The organism is Glycomyces arizonensis DSM 44726, from assembly GCF_000482705.1.
Taxonomy (GTDB): domain Bacteria; phylum Actinomycetota; class Actinomycetes; order Mycobacteriales; family Micromonosporaceae; genus Glycomyces; species Glycomyces arizonensis.
Genome location: NZ_AXWO01000014.1, coordinates 24,498 through 43,647, shown reverse-complemented (window position 1 = coordinate 43,647; position 19,150 = coordinate 24,498). Strand labels below are relative to the sequence as shown.

15 protein-coding genes and 4 pseudogenes are annotated in these 19,150 nt (G+C 69.8%); 8 read left to right on the top strand and 11 right to left on the bottom strand.

What is annotated here, in order from left to right:
• Positions 1-8: 8 nt before the first annotated feature.
• The 5 genes from H613_RS26020 to H613_RS0111285 form a co-directional block, all read right to left on the bottom strand.
• Positions 9-665, bottom strand: coding sequence for a hypothetical protein (locus tag H613_RS26020; protein ID WP_051393254.1), 657 nt, complete (start codon positions 663-665; stop codon positions 9-11).
• Positions 662-1,573 (bottom strand): carbohydrate ABC transporter permease, encoded by a 912-nt coding sequence (locus tag H613_RS0111300; protein WP_026923877.1) that lies wholly within the window; start codon positions 1,571-1,573, stop codon positions 662-664. Before H613_RS0111300 ends, H613_RS26020 begins: the two co-directional genes overlap by 4 nt.
• Entirely contained in the window at positions 1,570-2,517 is a 948-nt protein-coding gene (locus H613_RS0111295) for a carbohydrate ABC transporter permease (protein WP_084546550.1), read from the bottom strand. Before H613_RS0111295 ends, H613_RS0111300 begins: the two co-directional genes overlap by 4 nt.
• A 68-nt stretch (positions 2,518-2,585) precedes the next feature.
• Positions 2,586-3,878 carry an ABC transporter substrate-binding protein gene (locus tag H613_RS0111290; protein WP_026923875.1) on the bottom strand — a complete coding sequence of 431 codons (1,293 nt, stop codon included), beginning with the start codon at positions 3,876-3,878 and terminating at the stop codon, positions 2,586-2,588.
• Between the two features lie 133 nt (positions 3,879-4,011).
• Positions 4,012-5,859, bottom strand: coding sequence for a glycoside hydrolase family 2 protein (locus H613_RS0111285; RefSeq protein WP_026923874.1), 1,848 nt, complete (start codon positions 5,857-5,859; stop codon positions 4,012-4,014).
• Positions 5,860-5,961: 102 nt separating this feature from the next.
• Here H613_RS0111285 and H613_RS0111280 point away from each other — a divergent pair, with 102 nt between their 5' ends.
• Positions 5,962-6,960, top strand: coding sequence for a LacI family DNA-binding transcriptional regulator (locus tag H613_RS0111280; RefSeq protein WP_026923873.1), 999 nt, complete (start codon positions 5,962-5,964; stop codon positions 6,958-6,960).
• 30 nt (positions 6,961-6,990) lie between these two features.
• On the opposite strand, the pseudogene H613_RS32790 reads toward H613_RS0111280, so the two are convergent.
• Positions 6,991-7,656: pseudogene (locus H613_RS32790) on the bottom strand (dienelactone hydrolase family protein); the annotation flags it as partial.
• Between the two features lie 252 nt (positions 7,657-7,908).
• On the opposite strand from H613_RS32790, the gene H613_RS26015 reads away from it, so the two are divergent.
• Entirely contained in the window at positions 7,909-8,763 is an 855-nt protein-coding gene (locus tag H613_RS26015) for a helix-turn-helix transcriptional regulator (protein ID WP_051393252.1), read from the top strand.
• Between the two features lie 112 nt (positions 8,764-8,875).
• Complete coding sequence (locus tag H613_RS0111270; protein ID WP_026923872.1) at positions 8,876-9,148, top strand: DUF2277 domain-containing protein; 273 nt, start codon at positions 8,876-8,878, stop codon at positions 9,146-9,148.
• 110 nt (positions 9,149-9,258) lie between these two features.
• Here H613_RS0111270 and H613_RS0111265 read toward each other — a convergent pair whose 3' ends face one another.
• The 3 genes from H613_RS0111265 to H613_RS0111255 all read right to left on the bottom strand — a co-directional run bounded on the left by H613_RS0111265 (position 9,259) and on the right by H613_RS0111255 (position 12,733).
• Entirely contained in the window at positions 9,259-10,317 is a 1,059-nt protein-coding gene (locus tag H613_RS0111265) for a TFIIB-type zinc ribbon-containing protein (protein WP_026923871.1), read from the bottom strand.
• 22 nt (positions 10,318-10,339) lie between these two features.
• Complete coding sequence (locus H613_RS0111260) at positions 10,340-11,449, bottom strand: SPFH domain-containing protein (protein WP_026923870.1); 1,110 nt, start codon at positions 11,447-11,449, stop codon at positions 10,340-10,342.
• A gap of 459 nt (positions 11,450-11,908) precedes the next feature.
• Positions 11,909-12,733, bottom strand: a complete 825-nt coding sequence (locus tag H613_RS0111255) for an SAM-dependent methyltransferase (protein ID WP_051393251.1) — start codon at positions 12,731-12,733, stop codon at positions 11,909-11,911.
• Positions 12,734-13,184: 451 nt separating this feature from the next.
• Between H613_RS0111255 and H613_RS0111250 the strand changes: the two genes are divergently transcribed.
• Entirely contained in the window at positions 13,185-13,562 is a 378-nt protein-coding gene (locus tag H613_RS0111250) for a hypothetical protein (protein ID WP_026923868.1), read from the top strand.
• A 94-nt stretch (positions 13,563-13,656) separates the two neighbouring features.
• Here the strand turns inward: H613_RS0111250 and H613_RS0111245 are convergent, their stop codons facing one another.
• A complete protein-coding gene (locus H613_RS0111245) occupies positions 13,657-14,673 on the bottom strand; it encodes a LacI family DNA-binding transcriptional regulator (protein ID WP_026923867.1) in 1,017 nt (338 codons plus the stop codon).
• A gap of 139 nt (positions 14,674-14,812) precedes the next feature.
• On the opposite strand from H613_RS0111245, the gene H613_RS31695 reads away from it, so the two are divergent.
• The 3 genes and pseudogenes from H613_RS31695 to H613_RS32595 form a co-directional block, all read left to right on the top strand.
• Entirely contained in the window at positions 14,813-15,520 is a 708-nt protein-coding gene (locus tag H613_RS31695; protein ID WP_026923866.1) for a ThuA domain-containing protein, read from the top strand.
• Positions 15,505-16,596 carry a Gfo/Idh/MocA family protein gene (locus H613_RS31690; protein ID WP_026923865.1) on the top strand — a complete coding sequence of 364 codons (1,092 nt, stop codon included), beginning with the start codon at positions 15,505-15,507 and terminating at the stop codon, positions 16,594-16,596. The genes H613_RS31695 and H613_RS31690 overlap by 16 nt, the downstream gene beginning before the upstream one ends.
• Positions 16,593-16,974 (top strand): annotated as a pseudogene (locus H613_RS32595) (potassium-transporting ATPase subunit KdpA); the annotation flags it as partial. The gene H613_RS31690 and the pseudogene H613_RS32595, both read left to right, overlap by 4 nt.
• 280 nt (positions 16,975-17,254) lie before the next feature.
• Here H613_RS32595 and H613_RS26010 read toward each other — a convergent pair.
• A pseudogene (locus tag H613_RS26010) lies at positions 17,255-18,364 on the bottom strand (ISAs1 family transposase); the annotation flags it as partial.
• 306 nt (positions 18,365-18,670) lie between these two features.
• Here H613_RS26010 and H613_RS30025 point away from each other — a divergent pair.
• Positions 18,671-18,769 (top strand): annotated as a pseudogene (locus tag H613_RS30025) (transposase); the annotation flags it as partial.
• Positions 18,770-19,150 lie beyond the last annotated feature (381 nt).

The following is a 19,150-nucleotide window of genomic DNA, read 5'->3' as shown; positions in this document are numbered from 1 at the left end:
ATGTTCTTTTAACGCCCCCTCCGGGCGTGGTCCATGCAGACCGGCGCGTTCGCCCGCCGCCGCGCGGCGAGCATGGCGATGGCGAGCATTCCCGGCGTGACGATGATGAGCGGCAGGAACATCCACGCCACGACGGCGCCGACGCCGAGTCCGATCAAGACGTATGCCGTGCCGACGGGGTCGGCGGTGGTCAGGGAGGCGGCCTCGCGCAGCAGTTCGCGCCAGTCCGCCGAGGGCTCCCACAGCGACGCCGCGCGCACCACGACCACGGCGATCACCGCGGCGAAGAGCGCGCTGACGATCGCCAGCGGCGTGCCGCCGGGCACCAGTCCCTGGACGCCGAGCGCGACGTTGAGCCCGAGCAGGCCCAGCGCCAGTGCGGCGACGGCGCCCACCGCCCAGCCACCGCGGCAGGCCCGCCGGGCGGCGTCCAGGAGCTCGCCCAGGCCGTCACCGCGATCGGAGACGTGGCGGTCGAGATGGTGGACCCCCGCCGCGATCGCGGGGACGGCCGTCACCAGCGGCAGCGACAGCGCGGTCACGACGAGCCCGACCACGAGCATCTCGCCGAACAGGGCGACGGACCCGCCGCCGAACCGGAACAGGTGCTCAGCCCCCGCCGATGCGGGCCGCTCCTCGCTCTCATGAGCGGTGTGCGCGCTCATCCCTTCAGCCCCTGGGTCGCGACGCCGCCGACCAGCTGGCGCTGGAACGCGAAGAAGAACAGCAGCACCGGCAGCAGGGAGAGGATGGCCATCGCCATCTGCGCGCCGTAGTCGCTCGTCGACGTCTGGTCGACGTACAGGCGCAGCGCGAGCGGCATCGTGTACATGCCGGGCTCCTTGAGGTAGAGCAGCGGCCCGAAGAAGTCGTTCCACGACCAGATGAAGGCGAAGATCGCGCTGGTGACCAGCGCCGGTTTCATCAGCGGGAGGATGATGGAGAAGAAGATCCGCGGATGCCCGGCCCCGTCGATGACCGCCGCCTCGTCCAGCTCGCGCGGCAGCCCGCGGATGAACTGGATCATCAGGAACACGAAGAAGGCGTCCGTCGCCAGGAACTTCCCCAGCAGCAGCGGCCAGTAGGTGTTGATCATGCCCAGCTCGTTGAACACGATGTACTGGGGAATGATCACGACGTGGAACGGCAGCAGCATCGTGGCGATCATGCACACGAAGAACAGGTTGCGCCCACGGAACCTGACCCGCGCGAACGCGTACGCCGCGAACGAGCACGACAGCAGGATGCCGACCACCGAGCCGACGGCCAGGATCAGCGAGTTGCACACGAACGTCCAGAACGAGATCCCGCCGATGCCCTCCAGCGCCTTCGCGTAGTTCTCGAATCCGCCGCCGGTGGGGGCGAGGCTCACCGAGCCCACGATCTCGCTGCTCTCCTTGAAGGAGCTCATGAGCATCCACACCGCGGGGTAGAGGATGACCACGACCACGGCGAGCGCGAAGGCGTGGAACAGGATCGAGCCGCCGGTCCGGCGGGCCTCGGCCCGGCGCCGGAGCCGGACGGACTGCTGGTGGTCGGCGCGCGGGGCGGCCGGTGCGGGGGTCTGGCTCATTTGTCGTCTCCCGAGTAGTGCACCCACGATTTCGAGCTGCGGAACAGCAGGAGGCTGACCAGCCCGACCACGAGCACCAGGACCCAGGCCATCGCCGAGGCGTACCCCATCTGGAAGTCCCGGAAGCCGCGGAAGTACAGGTACAGCGTGTAGAACAGGGTCGACTGGGCGGGGCCGCCCGAGCCGTTGGAGATGATGAACGCGGAGTTGAAGATCTGGAAGGCGTGGATCGTCTCCAGGAGGAGGTTGAAGAACAGCACCGGCGAGAGCAGGGGGACGGTGACGTTCCAGAACCGGCGGACCGGTCCGGCGCCGTCGACCTCGGCCGCCTCGTACAGCTCGGTCGGCACCTGCTTGAGGCCGGCCAGGAAGATGACCATGGGCGCGCCGAACTGCCACACGGTGAGCAGGATGAGCATCGGCAGGGTGCGGCCGGGGTCGCCGACCCAGCCGCCGTCGGCGGCGGGCGCGGCGCCGAACACCTCGCCGATCCGGGCGACGATGCCCTCGTCGATGAACATCGCCTTCCAGACGATCGCGATCGACACGCTGCCGCCGATGAGCGAGGGCAGGTAGTACGCCGAGCGGTAGAAGCCCTGGCCGCGGCGGGAGTTGTGCAGCAGCATGGCGACCGCCAGCGCCGCCGCCAGCTTCACGGGCGTCCCGAAGACCACGTAGAGGGCGGTGACCTTGGCGGCCTGGAGGAAGTTGGAGTCCGTCAGGAGCCGCTGATAGTTCTCGAGGCCGATGAAGGTCGGCGCCGTGAACAGGTTGTAGTCGGTGAACGACAGGTAGAGTGACGCGATCATCGGTCCGGCGGTGAGTCCGAGGAATCCGATGAGCCACGGGGACAGGAACGCGTATCCGGCGCGAGTCGAGCGGTCCCGGCTGCGCCTTCGCGCCCGGGCGCGGACGGGGTCTCGCGCGATCGTCGTTCCGGCCATGTGCCGACCTCCTTTGAGCCGAAGGGGTTTGGCGCGGCCCGGGCACTCGCCCGGGCCGCGGCGGGTGGTCATCCGAGCAGCATGTCCATTTCGGAGAACAGCTCCTCCGCCATCTGCTCGGTGGTGATGTCGCCGTACAGCAGCTGCTCGTGCAGCGAGCCCCACTTGGCCTCGATGGACCCGTACCCCGACGGCAGCAGCGGGTAGCTCTCGGTGAGCTCGTCGGCGATCGAGTCGAGGTAGGCGAAGTCGACGGCGTCCGAGGCCGACTGGTCGACGGCCGCGCGGCCCTCCTCGGTCGGGGGCGCGCCGAGGGACGCGCCGAAGATCGCCTTGACCTCGGGCGAGTTGGCGAGGAAGTCCACCAGGACGGCGGCGGCGTCGGGCTGGTCGGAGCCAGCCGACACGCTCAGCAGCATGCTGGGGTGGTCGGCGAGCACGTGCTCGCCGTTCCCGGTCGGGGCCTGGACCATGCCGATGTTCTCGGTGCCGATGTCGCTCATCGCCTGGGCCACGGTGGTGGAGAAGTTGAACCAGAGCGCGGTCTCGCCGCTGAGGAAGCCGCCGAGGGGGTCGAGCGCGACGCTGCGCTCCACGGGGTAGAAGTCGCCGTTGTCGCGGAGGCCCGCGACGGAGTCGAGGTAGTCGACGACGTCGTCCTCGCTGAAGGCGGGCCCGCCGTCCTCGGTGAACACCCGCTCGCCCTGCTGCATCCGGTGGTAGATGAATCCGGGAAAGCCGCCGGTGTAGTCCGAGGCGCCGTAGATCCGCGGGTCGTGCGCGGCGCCGGCCTGGTTGACCTGGAGGACGTACGCCTCGAGGTCGGCGAGGGTCATGTCGTCGGTCGGGTAGGGGACGCCGAGCTCGTCGAGCAGGTCCTTGTTGTACATCATGGACCAGGCGTTGTACCCCATCGGCACCCCGACGAACTCGCCGTCGACGGTGCCGGATTCGATGAGGGTCTCGGAGTAGCCCTCGGTGTCGAGCAGGCCGCCCTGGTAGGCGCCGAGGTCGAGGAAGAGCCCCTTCTCCGCGTATTCGCCGAGGTATCCGGCGTCCATCATGAGCACGTCGGGGAGCGCGTGGCCCGCGGCCTCGGTGTTGCGCGCCGTCCAGTAGTCGCCCCACGCGTTGAAGTTCCGCACCACCTCGACATTGGGGTACTCCTCGTTGAAGAGGTCCAGCGCCCGTTCGAACCATTCGGCGCGTTCCTCGTTCCCCCACCAGGTGAAGGTGATCTCCGCTTCCGTGTCGGGGGCGAACGTCGTCGCGGCCTCGTGGGGGGTGCCGCCGTTCGAGCACGCGGCGAGGGAGAGCACCGCGGCGGTGCCGAGCGCCGCAGCCGTCTTCATTCTTGTCATGGATCCTCCTCAATAGTGGAAGGACGTTGTCCAACCTGGATAGTTCAGCGTTGAACTACGAAAGATCCAGTTCAACGATGAACTATTCGCGTGACGCTATCACAGGCCCCCTCGCGGGGGCAATGCCCCGGTTTCAGTCCTCGCGGCCGAGCACCAGCGCCCGCAGCCGCTCGATCGGCAGTTTCGGTTCGCGGTCCTCGGACAGCAGGCCGTTGGTCTCCTGGAGGGTGTCGGTCAGCTGCGTCCAGCACCATCCGGCCAGGCCGTGCCGGCGGCCGCGGTGGCCGATCGTCCCCCGCTGGACCGCGCCGAGGATCTCGCCGACCCGGCGCTCGAAGTCCTCGTCGCTCACCGCCTCGGAGTAGCCCCACGCGCCGTCCGCCTCGGGGCCCTTCGACCACTTCACGCCGCCGAACTCGGTCAGCATGACCGGCTCGCCGCGGTCCTCGGTCCCGGGCAGGCGCACCGGGCGGTCCGCCGGACCGGTGTCGCCGATGTGCGCGCGCAGCTCCTCGATCGGCACGTCGTAGCGCTCGGCGAGCGTGCGCCCGTCGGACTCGTAGTCGTGCATGGTCCACAGGTCGGAGGTGCCGAGCTCCCAGCCGTCGTTGGAGATGACCGGCCGCGTGGGATCGAGCGCCTTGGTCAGGTGGTAGAGCGCCTCGGCGAGGGCGCGCTGGTCATCGCGCAGGGCGAGGTGCTGCACGCCCCAGCTCTCGTTGAGCGGCACCCAGGTCACGATCGAGGGGTGGGCGGCGTCGCGCCGCACCGCCTCGGTCCACTCGGCCACGGTGCGGCCCACGGAGGTACGCGAGAAGGCGTAGGTCGCCGCCATCTCGCCCCACACCAGCAGGCCGATCCGGTCGGCGTGGTAGAGGAAGCGCGGGTCCTCGATCTTCTGGTGCAGCCGCACGGCGTTGAAGCCCAGCTCCCCGATCAGCTCGGCCTCGCGCCGCAGCGCGTGCTCCGAGGGGGCGGCGAGGTGCGACTCGGGCCAGTAGCCCTGGCTCAGCACCGAGCGCAGCACCACGGGCCGGTCGTTCAGCAGGAACCGGCCGCCGCCCACGCGGACCGAGCGGAGCCCGAGGTAGCTCGCCACGGCGTCCTCGGTCCGGCCCTCGGCCTCGACGCTGACCCACGCGTCGAGGAGGGTCGGCGACCCCGGCCGCCACAGCAGCCGCTCGTACTCCTGGCCGTTCTCCTGCCCCGCGAGCGGCACGGTCACGCTCGCCTGAGCGCCCGTGGCGCGCACCGCCGCCTCGCCGATCACGGCGCCCTCGTGCTCGATGCGGACGCGCACCTCGGCGTCGGTCCGGTGGCTGAGGTCCACCTGCGCCGTCACGGTGCCGTCAGTGAGATCGCAGGTCCACAGCAGACGCTCCACGTGCAGCGGTGCCACCGACTCCAGCCACACCGGCTGCCAGATGCCGGTCGTCCGGTGGTACCAGATGGCGTGCGGCGCCTCGTGCCAGTCCTGCTTGCCGCGGGGCTGCGCGAGGTCGTGCGGGTCGTCCTCGGCACGGACCACCAGGACGTGCGGCCCGGCGGCTCTCAGATCATCGGTGAGGTCGAGGGCGAACGGCGTATGCCCGCCCTCGTGCTCCCCCACCAGCTGCCCGTCGAGCCAGACGCGGGCGCGGTAGTCCACCGCGCCGAAGTGGACCAGCAGCCGCCTGCCTCGCTCGTGGCCGACGGCGGCCAGATCGTCGGCGGTGAGCTCGCGCCGGTACCAGACGACGGGGTGGAAGCCGGTCGCGCCGATGCCGGACGCCGGGGACTCCGGGGGGAACGGCACCGTGATCGCCTGCGGCAGCTCGCGGCCGTCGAACCAGCGCTGGGCGAGGCCGCGGTCGTCGTCGTCATGGGCGAAGCCCCACTGGCCGCTCAGGTCGAGGAAGGACTCGCGCAGCATCTGCGGGCGCGGCCGGGCGACCTCCTGGCGGCTCGCTCGAATGTCGAATGTCGGCGATTGGCTGTTCATGTTCGCTACTCCCTGCTCGGCTTAATTCAACGTTGAATGTATCAGCCCCGGAGGCTATCATCGACACCGTCGACCCTGCCCCATCCGCACGGAGAGAGTCCCATGGCCCGAGCCCGCGTCACCCTCGCCGACATCGCCGCGCGCGTGGGCGTCAGCGCCAAGACCGTCTCCAACGTCGTGAACAGCACCGGCTGGGTGGGCGCGGAGGTCCGCGAGAAGGTATTGGCGGCGATCGATGAACTCGGCTACCGGCCGAACCTGGCCGCGCGCCAGCTGCGCAGGGGCTCCAGCGGAGCGCTGGCGCTCGCCTTGCCGAGCCTCGCCGAGCCCTACTTCGCCGAGCTCGCCGCCGTCTTCGTCGACGCCGCGCACGACCGGCACCTCACCGTGCTCGTCACGCAGACCGGAGGCGCACGCGAGCGGGAGGTGGAGGCGCTCGACGGCGTCCGACTGCCCGCCCTCGACGGGCTGATCATGAGCCCGCTCCGCCTGAAGGCCGAGGACGTGGCCGAGCGCCGCCGCGACATCCCGCTCGTCCTCGTCGGCGAGCACGGCGAGCGCGTCGCGGGCGTCGGCGACCACCACGTGGGGATCGACAACGTCGCCGCGGCCGCGGCGGCCACCGCCGAGCTGATCGCCCAGGGCTGCCGCCGGATCGCCGCGATCGGCGTCCAGGACGAGGGCGCGATCGAGACGTCGCGCGACCGCTTCGACGGCTACGCGCTGGCGCTGCGGCAGGCGGGCATCGCCATGGACGACACGCTGACGGGGCACGTCCGCAAGCTCAACCGCGCTGAGGGCGCGGTCGCCGCGCAGCGCCTGCTCGAATCCGGAGCCGAGTTCGACGGGCTCCTGTGCTTCAACGACTCGCTCGCGCTGGGCGCGCTCTACACGCTCGGAGTGCGGGGGGTGGCCGTCCCGGACCAGGTGCGCGTGATGGGCTTCGACGACATCGCCGACGGCCGGTACTCCATCCCGGCGTTCTCCACCGTCGCACCGGGCCGCGAGGCGCTCGCGAACCGCGTGCTCGACATCATCGCCGACCCCGACTCCGCCGCGACGGGACACCACGAGGTGCCGTTCTCCCTGGTGATCCGATAAGGGCCGACGGGTCGGCCGCTCGAGCGCCTTGAGGATCCGCTCCCATGCGTCCCCGGCGGCACCGGCGTCGTAGCCTGCCGGGCGGTCCTCGCACAGGAAGCCGTGCGCGGCCCGAGGGTAGGCGACCAGTTCGTGGCGCACACCGGCCTCGTCGAGCCGCTGCCCCGTCCGTCGCCGTTCGTCGGCCGAGATCAGGAAGTCCTGTGCGCCCACCAGGATCAGCAACGCGGTGCCGTGTCCGGCGATGGCGGCCGCGCCTCCGGGCGAGAGCGGCGGCTCCGGCTCGGCCAGCGGGATGCCGCCGTCCAGCGTCCAGCCGCCGTAGCAGCTGACGACCAGGTCCAACGGCAGGCGGGTGGCCGCGAGGATCCCGAGATGCCCTCCCAGCGAGAACCCGGCGAAGGCGCGGGCTCGGGCGGCCCCTCGGGCCGCGCCGAGCGCCAAGGCGGCCTCGGTGTCGGCGGCCACGCCCTCGGGGGTCAATCCGTTCAGCAGCCGGAACCCCTCCTCGCGGCCCGCATCGTCGTAGCCGAGCTCGGCACGGGGAGCCTGGCGCCAGTAGAAGTCGGGGGCCACCGCCGCATACCCGGCGCCCGCCAGCCGCTCGCACACCCGCCGCACCCACGGGGTCAGCCCGAACAACTCCATGCCCACCACCACGGTCGCCGCGGGGACCCCCGTCGACGGCACGGCCATGAACGCCTCGGCCCCGCTTGGCAGCCGAGTCCAACCGGCAGAGTTCGGAACGCTAGACATGGACACCCCCCAGCGGGCATGAGCGGCCGCCCATCGCAGCCGATCCGGCGACCACCGATCGTCCCAGTCGCTTCCGCACCACTTCGCTCCTTCATGATTGACAGTCGAGACGGTCGGCTCAAGCCTCGCCGAACAAGCGGATGCGGAGCGGGCGCGCTCGATACTGGTAGTCCCACCACCAGGGAGCGGAACATGGACGAGGTACGGCGCGGCACGCTGGCGGCGTTCCTGCGCAGCAGGCGCCGGAGGCTCACGCCCGAGGAGGTCGGGCTCGCTCCGGGCGCGAGGCGCCGGACGCCCGGGCTGCGGCGCGAAGAGGTCGCGGTCCTCTCCAATGTGGGTTTGACCTGGTACACGTGGCTGGAGCAGGGCAGGGACATCAACCCCTCCCCCGAGATCCTGTCGGCGGTCGCCCGGGCGCTGCGGCTGGACGATGCGGGCACCGAGTACCTGTTCCGGCTCGCCGGGCAGCTCCCGCCCGCCCCGGGACACGGGAGCGCCGCCGCGCCCGAGCGGTTGCTGCGGCTCATGCACGCCCAGGAGCCCGCGCTCGGGATCGTCGTCGACGCCGGTTGGGACCTGGTGGCGTGGAACGCCGCGGCCGAGGCGCTGTACCGATATGCGGAGTTCCCTCCCGAGGAGCGCAACGGCGCGTGGGTCTTCTTCTCCTCCAAGCGGATCCGTGAGGAGACCGTCGACTGGGAGTCGCACGCCCGGCGCATGCTCGGGGAATTGCGCGAGTCCTTCGCCAGGAGTCCCGACCGCCGCATCGAGCGCCTGCTCGACCGGCTGAGCGCGTCCTTCCCGGAGGCGGCCGCGTGGCTCGCGGAGCACGAGGTGGTGCACCGGGGAGCGGGGGTCGACAAGGTCGTGGAGCATCCCGACGTCGGCACGCTGCGGCTGGAGCAGGTGGTGCTGCAATCGGCCGAGGCGCCGGAGCTCCAGCTGATCGTCAAGAGCCCCAAGCCGGGCACCGGCACCACGGCCAGGCTGCGCGAACTGGTCGCGCTGCACGGCGGCCGGCCGGCGCACACCGCAACGGCGTGAGCGCGGAACACCGATCGCTCATCCGCGGGTAGACGGGCGTCCGAGGATCCGCCGACGCCGTCGGGGCGGTGATCGGGTCCCCGCCGGTTCGGCGCCGTGCGACCCTGGAGGCATGTGTCGCAGCATTCGCACCCTGTTCAATCTCGAGCCGTCCGCCACCGACGACGAAGTCGCCGCGGCGGCGCTCCAGTACGTCCGCAAGATCAGCGGCTCGTCTCGACCGTCGCGGGCCAACCGGGAGGCCTTCGACAAGGCGGTCGCGGCGGTCGCCGACGCCACCCGGGACCTGCTGGACTCGTTGGTGACCACGGCGCCGCCGCGGGACCGGGAGGTCGAGGCGGCCAAGGCGAAGGCGCGGGCGGCCGAGCGATTCGGCAACGGATGACGCCGGTGGAGACCAAGGCGCCGCGGCCGCGCTCGACAGTGCGGTAGGCGGGTCGAACCGCGAAGGCCATGACCGTTCGGACGATCCGGCCCCGGCGACGCCCGCTCCCGCTACCGGATGGCCATCAGGTAGACGACGCCCGCGATGACGATGAGCGCGACGAGGACCGCGAAGGTGATCTTCCAGGCGCTCCAGGGCCGTTCGCCTCTGACCTTGCCGGTCTGGCCGCTGACCAGGACCTGCCAGGACTTGCCGTTGAACAGGTAGGCGAGGAGCCAGACCGGCAGCAGCAGGAGCTTGTAGGTGAGGTTCTCGTACCTGGTGTCCACGTCGTGGATGCGCTGCGCGTCACCGCCGATGTGGCGCTTGATGTCCTCGCGGATCACCGGCGCCATCTTCTGCTTGGCGGCTTCGAGCGCCGCGTCGGGGCCGATCTCGTAGCGCTGCGTGAAGTGCCCCGAGAGGTACTGCGGCTGGAACGCCGCGGCCTCCTTCGTGTTCCAGTCGCTGGAGAGGCCGTCGAGGTGGTCGCCGCCGACGTGGGCGGTGGCCGGGACGACCACGTCGTCGAAGTCGCGCTCGACGGTGCCGTGCGCGGGGTACCACCGGGTCCTCCGCTCCTGCTTGCCGTCCCGCTCGACGTAGTAGTGCTCGCCCCGCTCCCCGCGGTAGTCCGTCGTGGTCCCCGCGTCCCAGGTCCAATGCGGCAGGTAGGTGCTCTTCAGCGATTCGGCCTCGTCGACCTTCTTGAACGAGTTCGGGGCGAACCAGCGGCTCGACACCCATTCCTTGAGCGCCTTGCGCGCCCCGCTCTTGTCGATCTGGAACGGGACGAGGCCCTCGGGGGCGACCAGGTCCGGGTTGAACTGGTCGGTCACGACGGGCGCACCGCAGAACTGGCACACGTCCGACCAGGCGTCGGACTCGGTGTGGGCCTGGCATCCGGTGCACACGAACAGGTTCGGCGGCACCTGCTGCGGGTTCCGGCGGGGCTTCGCGCCGAGCTCTGCGTACGAGTGCTCGACGACCTGCCGCCGCTGGGGCACGATCGCCTGCTGCGCACCGCAGTAGGGGCAGGTCAGGGACGTCGTGCCGGGCGCGAACTGGAGGTGCGCCCCGCAGTCCCCGCACGGATAGGTCTGGTGATTGGTGGGGGCCGGATTCGTCACGGGTCTCTCCTGTTCGAGGGGCTTACGACGGCAGGGGCGGGGGAATCATGCCGAAGAGGCCCGACAGTTCGGGGATCTGCCCGGCGGGGGTCCAGGCGGCCTGGCCCTGCTTCCAGGCGAGGGTCTCCCGCGTGAGTTCGCCGCCGGCGACCTTCTGCTGGAGGGTCGGCACGTCGAACGGCCCCGCCTGCTGGCCGCCGATGCCGAGGTACCACGCGGGAGCGGTCGGGAGCGGCGGCGGGGCCGCCGCCTGCGGGGGCTGCTGCTGGACCTGCTGCTGCGCGGCCATGTTGGCGGCCATCTGGTTGCCCATGGCCATCCCGGCGCCGAGGGTCATGGCGTCGGCGGCCCCGCCGCCGTGCTGGGCGGCGTCCTCCAGGGCGTTCGCGGCCTGGTACTGCGTGTACGAGCCGAGGTCGCCGATCATGCCCATGGAGGCGCGCTTGTCGATGGCCTCCTCGACCTCCTTGGGAAGGGAGATGTTGGAGATGGTGAAGGAGGGGACCTCGAGTCCGAGCGGGGCGAGCTGTTCGGAGATCGCGGACTTGAGCTGCCGGCCGATCTGATCCTGGTGGATCGCCATGTCGAGCACCGGGATCCGGGCGGAGGCGATGGCGGGCGCGAAGGCGCCGATGACCTTCTCGCGCAGCCAGGTCTCGATCTCTTCGGTGCGGAACTGCGCGTCGGTGCCGGCGGACTCGCGAAGCAGGGCGGCGGGGTCGACCACGCGGATGGCGTAGGCGCCGAAGGCGCGGATGCGCACCGCGCCGAACTCGGGGTCGCGGACCAGGACCGGGTTCTTGGTGCCCCACTTGAAATCGGTGAACTGGCGGGTGTTGACGAAGTAGACCTCGGCCTTGAACGGGGAGTCGAAGCCGTACTTCCAGCCCTTGAGCGTCGAGAGGACGGGGAGGTTGCGGGTCTCGAGGGTGTAGGTGCCGGGTGTGAAGACGTCGGCGAGCCGCCCTTCGTTGATGAACACCGCCACCTGGGACTCGCGCACGACGAGCTTCGCGCCCATTTTGATCTCGTTGTCGTGGCGGGGGAACCGCCAGACGATCGTGTCGCGGGAATCGTCGGTCCATTCGACGATGTCGATGAATTCCCCGCGAAGGCTGTCGAACAGACCCATGCGCAATCACTGTCCTTCTGTGCGAGCGCATGCCCGGTCACAGTTCGGCGAACGGGCTGCTTCTCGCTTTACTACTCGGTCGGGGGTGCGGGCTGTGGCGAGTTCGAGGAGGCGGTCGACCCGTCGCTGCCCCAGGTGTCACCTGGTTCATCGACGGCCGCCATCGCTTCGATCACCGGTGTCGGATCCGCCTCGGCACGCATCCGCGCCAGCAACATTACAAGAACGCCGCAAGCCGCGGGTCCCCCGGTGTTCCCCGCATGCCCCGGCCGAGGGGCTCTCGGCGCGGTTCTCATACGACCGGTTGAGTCGTTCTTGGACGGTCGACCGAGCCGCATCCCCCGTTCGGCCGCGAGCGGGCGAGCCTCCGACGCGGCGAAGGGGCCGTCGCCCAAGTGGCGTCCCAGGTTTCAGCACGAAGGCGCGCGGCTGACCGCCGCGCGCCTTCGGTGGCCGTTCTCACGGTTTGCGTGCGATGCCGCCCATGAGGATGCGCTGGTACGGCTCGAGGTCCTCTGCCGCCGGGACCTCGCGGTCGGGCTCGCTGGGGAACCAGCGGGCCAGGAAGTCCAGGCCCGGCGGCTCCAGCGGCAGGCCCAGGAAGTGCTCGGTGATCCGCTCGGGCGTGCGGATCCACCCGTTGCCGAGGCTCTCCAGGCCGGCCTGCTCCATGCCCTTCTGGAGGGGCTCGCCGGTGTCGACGAAGTCGGTGATGAACAGGTACGAGCCGGACGGGCAGGCGTCCAGCAGGGTTCGGACCCACTCGTCGGGCTGCTCGTCGTCGTGGAAGTGCATGTGGAGGCCCACGGTCATCAACCCGATCGGCCGGGTGAAGTCCAGCATGGCCTTCACGTCCGGGTGGTCGAGGATGTCCTGCGGGTTGCGCAGGTCGGCGGTGACGACGGTGGTCGACTGGTCTTTGGCCAGCAGGGCCCGTCCGTGCGCCAGCACGATCGGGTCGTTGTCCACGTAGACGACCTTGGCGTCGGGGTTGATCGACTGAGCGGCCTGGTGGGTGTTCTCCATCGTCGGCAGACCCGCCCCGATGTCCAGGAACTGGTCGATGCCCTTGCTCGCCATGTACTTCACGCCCTTGACGAGGGCCTGGCGGTTCTCCTTGGCGCAGTCGCCGGCGTTCGGCACGTACTTGAGATAGGCGGCGGCGCCTTCGCGGTCGGCCGCGAAGTTGTCCTTGCCGCCGAGCAGCGCGTCGTAGACGCGGGCGATCGTGGGTCTGCTGACGTCGAAGGAGGTGACGTCCACTTGTTCGTCGTTCTCAGTCATCGGCTCAACCTCATCGTTGAAGGAACGTTGTGCACATCGTACGGCCTCGGTCACACTGGCGGCCTGTGGGATCAACCACTTCGATCACAGGAATCCCGTGCATGCCAAAGCAAACCACGAATAACAACAGGCACTGCCGGGTGACATCTCCACCGGCGGGTAAAGACGGGTCGGCGGCGGCCGGTTCCGGTCCCGTCCGCAACCGAGCGCTGGTACGGTATCGGATTCGGTCACCGGCTGTGGTTTCCCGAGGTGCAGGCCGGTGCGCAGGCGAGTCGCCGATTGCTTATGCATATTGCATTGACCGGCTCTGACCTGGAGCGTCGGCGGCAGCGGCCTGGTGGAATACTGACGTTGTGAACAAGCTGCCGCCTTTGCGAGAGTTTTCCGTGCCCTTGGTGGTTCGGGCTGTTCGGGCGGCTTCCGGCGGGAGACGAGGAGGAGCTGGCCTATGACCGACTCCGTCAACGACGTATTCGGTCTTGATGATGTCAAGCTGTACGAGCGTTATCGGGACTTCGAGGTCGAGGGGCTGGGAGTGCGGATAACCGTCCCCGACGTCGTCCAGGAATCCGGCGAGCGCATGTCGGCGGTGGTGTCGGTCTACGAACTCGTCGACGAGGAGCGGGGCCGGTTCATCGCAACGGTCTTCCGCCTCGACAGCACCCTCCCGCCCTTGGCGCACTTCAACGTCAACTTCGAGCGGACGCTCAGCCGTGAGCGCCGGAGCACCATCGTCGACCTCGCCCAGGCATGGTGGCGGCGTCGGCAGCTCTGGAAGGCTCCGGCACCGGCTCGTCGGCGTACGGCGACACCGCGGGGCCGTTGACCGCAGAGACCTCCTCATCTCTCGACCGCACGCGGCTACGGTGTCGGTGTCCGCTGCACCGAAGTCGCCATGGGCTATCGCGACCGGTTCCAGTTCAGCCCTTCGGGGGCGCGGTCGATTCGCGCACGATCAGCGAGGTCGCCAGCTCCTCCCCCGGTGCCGTCTCGGGCGGGTCGGCCATGATCCGCAGCAGCATCCGCAAAGCCGCCTCGCCCATCTCCACGATCGGCTGCCGCACCGTCGTCAGCGACGGCCGCAGCCACTGCCCCTCCGGCAGGTCGTCGAACCCGACGACGCTCACGTCCTCGGGGACGCGCAGCCCCAGCGACTCGGCGGCGTCGTACACGCCGGCGGCCATCGTGTCCGAGCACGCGAACACGGCCGTCGGCGGCTCCTCCCGGCGCAGCAGCGCCGCCGCGTGCGCGGCGGCGCTCGCCCGCCTCCAGTCGGTGTGCGCGACCGCTTCCTCCCGCACCGCGACGCCCGCTTCCGCGGCGGCCGAACGGAAGCCGTCGATGCGGGCCTGACTGTAGAGGTGTCTGCGTTGCCCGCCGACGGCGGCGAGCCGTTCGTGGCCGAGCCCGATGAAGTGCTCGGCGGCGGCCCGCCCGCCCGCCCAGTTCGTGGCCCCGACGCTCGCCACCGTCCCCGGCGGCCGCGTCACCGGGTCGAGCAGGACCACCGGGACGCTCGCGGCGTTGAGCGTCGCCAACTGCTCCGGCGTGGCGTCGACCAGCGCGAGCACCGCCCCCCGCAGGTTCCGGTCGAGCAGCCTGGTGAGCCAGGCGTCGTCGTCGCGATGCGCGACCGAGACGACGAGCGCGACCCCGGCGGCGGTGGCGGCGCGCTCGACGCCGCTGAGTGCCCGGTTCGCCCACGTGCCTTCGACACCGCTCATGACGAGGTCCACCATGGCCGGTCTCGCGGTCCGCCGAGCGGCGCCGCGACCGGAGCGGCCCTCGTATCCGAGGTCGGCGACGGCGCGCATGACCTTGGCGCGGGTCGCGTCCGACACATCAGACCGTCCGCTGAGGACTTTCGAGACCGTCGGCACGGTCGCCCCGGCCGCTGCCGCGACGTCCGCGAGGGTCGTCCTCCGTCCGTTCTTCATGCACCGAATCTATGCGAAAAGTTGCGCAACTTCAAGTCACAATCGCCCTTGCCGTAGTCGGACGATTGCGGTAGAAATAAACCGGCATCGCGCTCAATGGCGTGAACTTTGCGCAACTTTATAGGAGCATGCACCGCACATGTCTGCACAGGGAACCAAACGCGCCCTCATCGTGCGCGGAGGATGGGACGGCCACCACCCGGTCGCGGCCACCGACTCGTTCATCCCGTTCCTCACCGAGAACGGGTACGAGGTCCGCGTCGAGAACGCCACCGCCGTCTACGCCGACGCCGGATACATGGCCTCGGTCGACCTCGTCGTCCAGACCAACACCATGAACACGATCGAACGCGACGAGCTGAACGGCCTGCGCACCGCGATCGAGCACGGCACCGGCATGGCCGGCTGGCACGGCGGCATCGCCGACTCCTACCGCAGCAGCTCGGACTACCTCCAGCTCATCGGCGGCCAGTTCGCGACCCACCCCACCCGCGCCCCCGAGGACGAGCTGAACGGCGACGAGACCGACTGCTTCACGCACTACACGGTCAACATCGTCCCCGAGAAGGCCGACCACCCCATCGTCAAGGGCATCGAGGACTTCGAGCTCACCACCGAGCAGTACTGGGTCCTCTCCGACGAGTACAACGAGGTCCTGGCGACCACCACCATCCCCGTCACCGACCACCACCCGTGGCACGCGCCGATCACCTGCCCGGCCGTGTGGACCCGCCTGTGGGGCGAGGGCCGCATCTTCGTCGCCACCCCCGGCCACGACATGGGCGTCCTCGCCGACGCCAACGTCCGCACCATCATCGAGAGGGGCCTCCTGTGGGCCGGCCGCTGAGGATCGGCATCGTCGGCGCCGGGGCGATCTCGGGCGCGTACCTCTCCACCTTCGAACGGCTCGACGCGGTCCGCCTCACCGCGATCGCCGACCTCGACCCCGTCCGCGCCCAGGCCGTCGCCGACGAGCGGGGCGTGCGCGCCCTCGCCGTCGACGAACTCCTGAACGACCCCGAGGTGGACCTCGTCCTCAACCTCACCGTCCCGGCTGCGCACGCCGAGATCGCGCTCAAGGCCATCGCCGCCGGCAAGCACGTCTACGGCGAGAAGCCCCTCGCAGCGACCCTGGAGGACGCCCTCGCCGTCATCGAGGCGGGCCGCGAGGCCGGCGTCCGCGTCGGCTGCGCCCCCGACACCGTCCTCGGCACCGGCGTGCAGACCGCCCGCAAGGCGATCGACGACGGCCGCATCGGCGCCCCCGTCGCCGCCACGGCCACGATGGTCACCCCCGGGCACGAACGCTGGCACCCGAATCCGGACTTCTACTACCAGCCCGGCGGCGGGCCCCTGCTCGACATGGGCCCGTACTACGTGACCGCGCTCGTGACGCTCCTCGGCCCGGTCGCCTCCGTCATCGGCGCGGCCAGCCACACCCGCGGCACCCGCGTCATCGGCTCGGGCCCCCGCGAAGGCGAGACCGTTCCGGTGAACGTCGACACGCACGTCACCGGCGTGCTCCGCCACGAGAACGGCGCGTTGTCCACACTGGTCATGAGCTTCGACGCCGTCGCCACCCGCGCGGCCAACATCGAAGTCCACGGCCAGACCGGCTCGCTGATCGTCCCCGACCCGAACGGCTTCCACGGCGAGGTGCGCCTCCACCCGCTCAACGGCGAATGGGAGACCCTGGAACCGAGCGCGGGCTACCTCGACTCGGCCCGCGGCTACGGCCTCGCCGACCTCGCCGCCGCCCCGGCGGGCCAGCCGTTCCGCGCCGACGGCGACCTCGCGTACCACGTCCTCGACATCATGACCTCGCTGCTCGCCGCTGCCGAGAAGGACGCCGCGCTCACCGTGGCGAGCACCTGCAAACGACCCGCCGCCGTCCCGCTGCAGACCGCACCGCAAGCGGCTTGATCCACAAGGCCCGCGCCGCGGCGGCGGCGCGGGCCCGCCTCACTCGCAAGCACCACCGCACGGTCGAGCGCGGGATCTACCGCGTCACCGGCGCGCGGGCCGGCACCGAGCAGCACTGGGCGGGGTACGCGCGCAGTGGGCTCGCCTTCTCGGCCGTGAGCGTCCTGCTGCTCTTCGCATTCCAACGGCTCCAGCGACACCTGCCGCTGAGCAGCGGCCTCGACGGCGCCGAGCCGAGCCTGGAACACCGCAGTCAGTTTCGTGACGAACACGAACTGGCAGGCCTCCTCCGGCGAGTCCACGATGGGCATGCTGGTCCAGGCCGCCGGGCTCGCGGTCCAGAACTTCGTGTCGGCCGCCGTCGGTGTCACACCCGCTCCCTAGAGTTGCGGGGGTGAACGAAGAACGGAACCCCTTGCCGGACGAGTCGCTTCTCGAACTCCCGGAAGCGCTGCGGGCGCACCTCTACCCCAGACGAGGCTTCCGGCCCGCGACGGCGCCCGAACCCGACCGTGAGGCCGTGGTGCGGTTCTCCGAGCTCCTCGCGGCGAACGAGGCCGATCTGCGCGAGACGCTGGCCAACCCCTCCAACAGCGCGTTCAGGGCCGAGGCGCTCGACTACCTCGACCAGGGCGCGGGTGAGTTTGCTTCTTGGTGGTTATGTCGTCATTCCGATGAATGGCATGGGTCTGTTGGCGTCTGGCGTGTTATGCCGGGTGGCTTTGGCGAGGTTGGTCACGCCCGCGAGGCGGAGTGCTCCGATGGCGAGGTTGCGGAACGAGGCCATGGCGCGGGGCGCGGTCCCGGTTCTGAGCCGGGAAGCGTCTTCGCGGAAGGTGGTGTCGCGGACGTGGTGGCACTTGTTCTCGATTCCCCAATGGCCTTTGACCAGGCCGGCAGTCTGGGCTGGTGTGGCTTGGTGGGTGTCGATGGTGGTCACGGCGTAGACCGTCTCGCGGGTTTCCTTCTTCCCCTTGACCTTGCGGCGGCGGTGCAGCTTGATCGCGCTCACCGCGCCGGGGAAGGGCAGGCCGCCGGCCGCTGGGTCGATGCCGCAGACCTTGATCGAACGCGATTCCTCCCTGCCGTGGCCACGTCCCGCCTCGTGGGCGCCGCGCTCGATCGCGGCCCAGGGCAGGGCCTTGAGCTGGCGGTACAAGTTTTTCTGATTGGCCTTGACGATCGCGACGTAATGGGCGCGTTTCGTCTCGACCAGCCAGGTGGCCTGGGCTTTCACCGTGTGGAGCGCGTCGAAGGTCACGACCTTCCCTTCGAGGTCGAGCCAGGCCAGGAGCCGGCAGCACTCGCCGGTCTCGTTGGTCTTGGCCCCGACATCGCGTTGCGCGAGGGTGTGTGACTGCGCGTGGTCGATCGCCGAAAGCAGATGCACCCGGTGCCCATCGGCGTCCTTGGACCCGCGCAGGGTTTTGCCATCGACCGCGACCGCCGCCAGGTCGGGGCCGATCTCGCCCTCGTCGGTCTCGGCACGGGTTCGGGCGAGGGCGGCCCGGTCGGCCAGCCAGGCGCATACGGCCCGGTCCAACGCATCGCCCTCGATCTTGGACAAGACCGCGACCAGACACCGCCGTGAGGGCGAACGCCGCAACAGCAGCGGATGACGGCGCACACCCAGGGCCTTCAACACCTGCGCGGGAGCGTCGGCGGCCCACTCGGCGACCGCTTCGACTGTGGTCGCTCCGGCCAAGACCGCCGCCGCGCACACCGCGAGCAGGCTCCCCAGCGAATACCACCGGCCGCGCTTCGCTCGCGGATCAGGGACCTATGACAGGTAGTGGCACAGGTCAGCGACGTCATCGACATCGACCGGGCCCAGTTTCGCGAACGAGGAGACGATGGGAGAGGATAGGGCAGCGGACACGGTTCTCCTTGGTGCACATGCGAATTCGACACTCACATGATCGCCTGAGCTGTGTCCGCATTGCTATTGCGGCCCAACCGATCTCAACACCGTCAGGTGCGTATAACCCGATACACGCATGGGCCCGTACTAATCGTCAAAATCCCGGCACAGCCGTCAGACGACAAACTCGCCCACGCCCTGGCGATCATGCACGGGCACTTCTGGGCCCCGTCATACTTCGCCGCCTCCTGCGACGGTGCTCCCCTGTCGATCATCCGCCAGTACATCGAGCAGCAGCAACGCCCCGCATAGTGGTAAGGCGTTTCATCCCCGCCCTGAAGGACGGGGCCTTCACACCAGGGATCGGTAAGGACCGTGATCCTCCACGACGCCCCTCAGGAACGGCATCGACGTCCAGGTCGATGTCTCCGCCGCCGGATTCGACGACAGCGCCCTCTGCTCGCTCCCGCGGCCCTCCCCGAGAACCGTCGAGCAGGACTTCGAGGTTGTCCACGCGGAGGCTTCGCAGCATTAAAGATCAGATGATAGCTGAAACTATTGCCGCGATCGGCCGCCATTCGTCGCATTGAACCGGGATATCAGGCTCTTTATGGCGATCATGGCGAGAACTATTGACATAATACGTCTAATGTTTATACGCTGTCGGTGCTTGTTGCTGAGTATGCGTCGCGT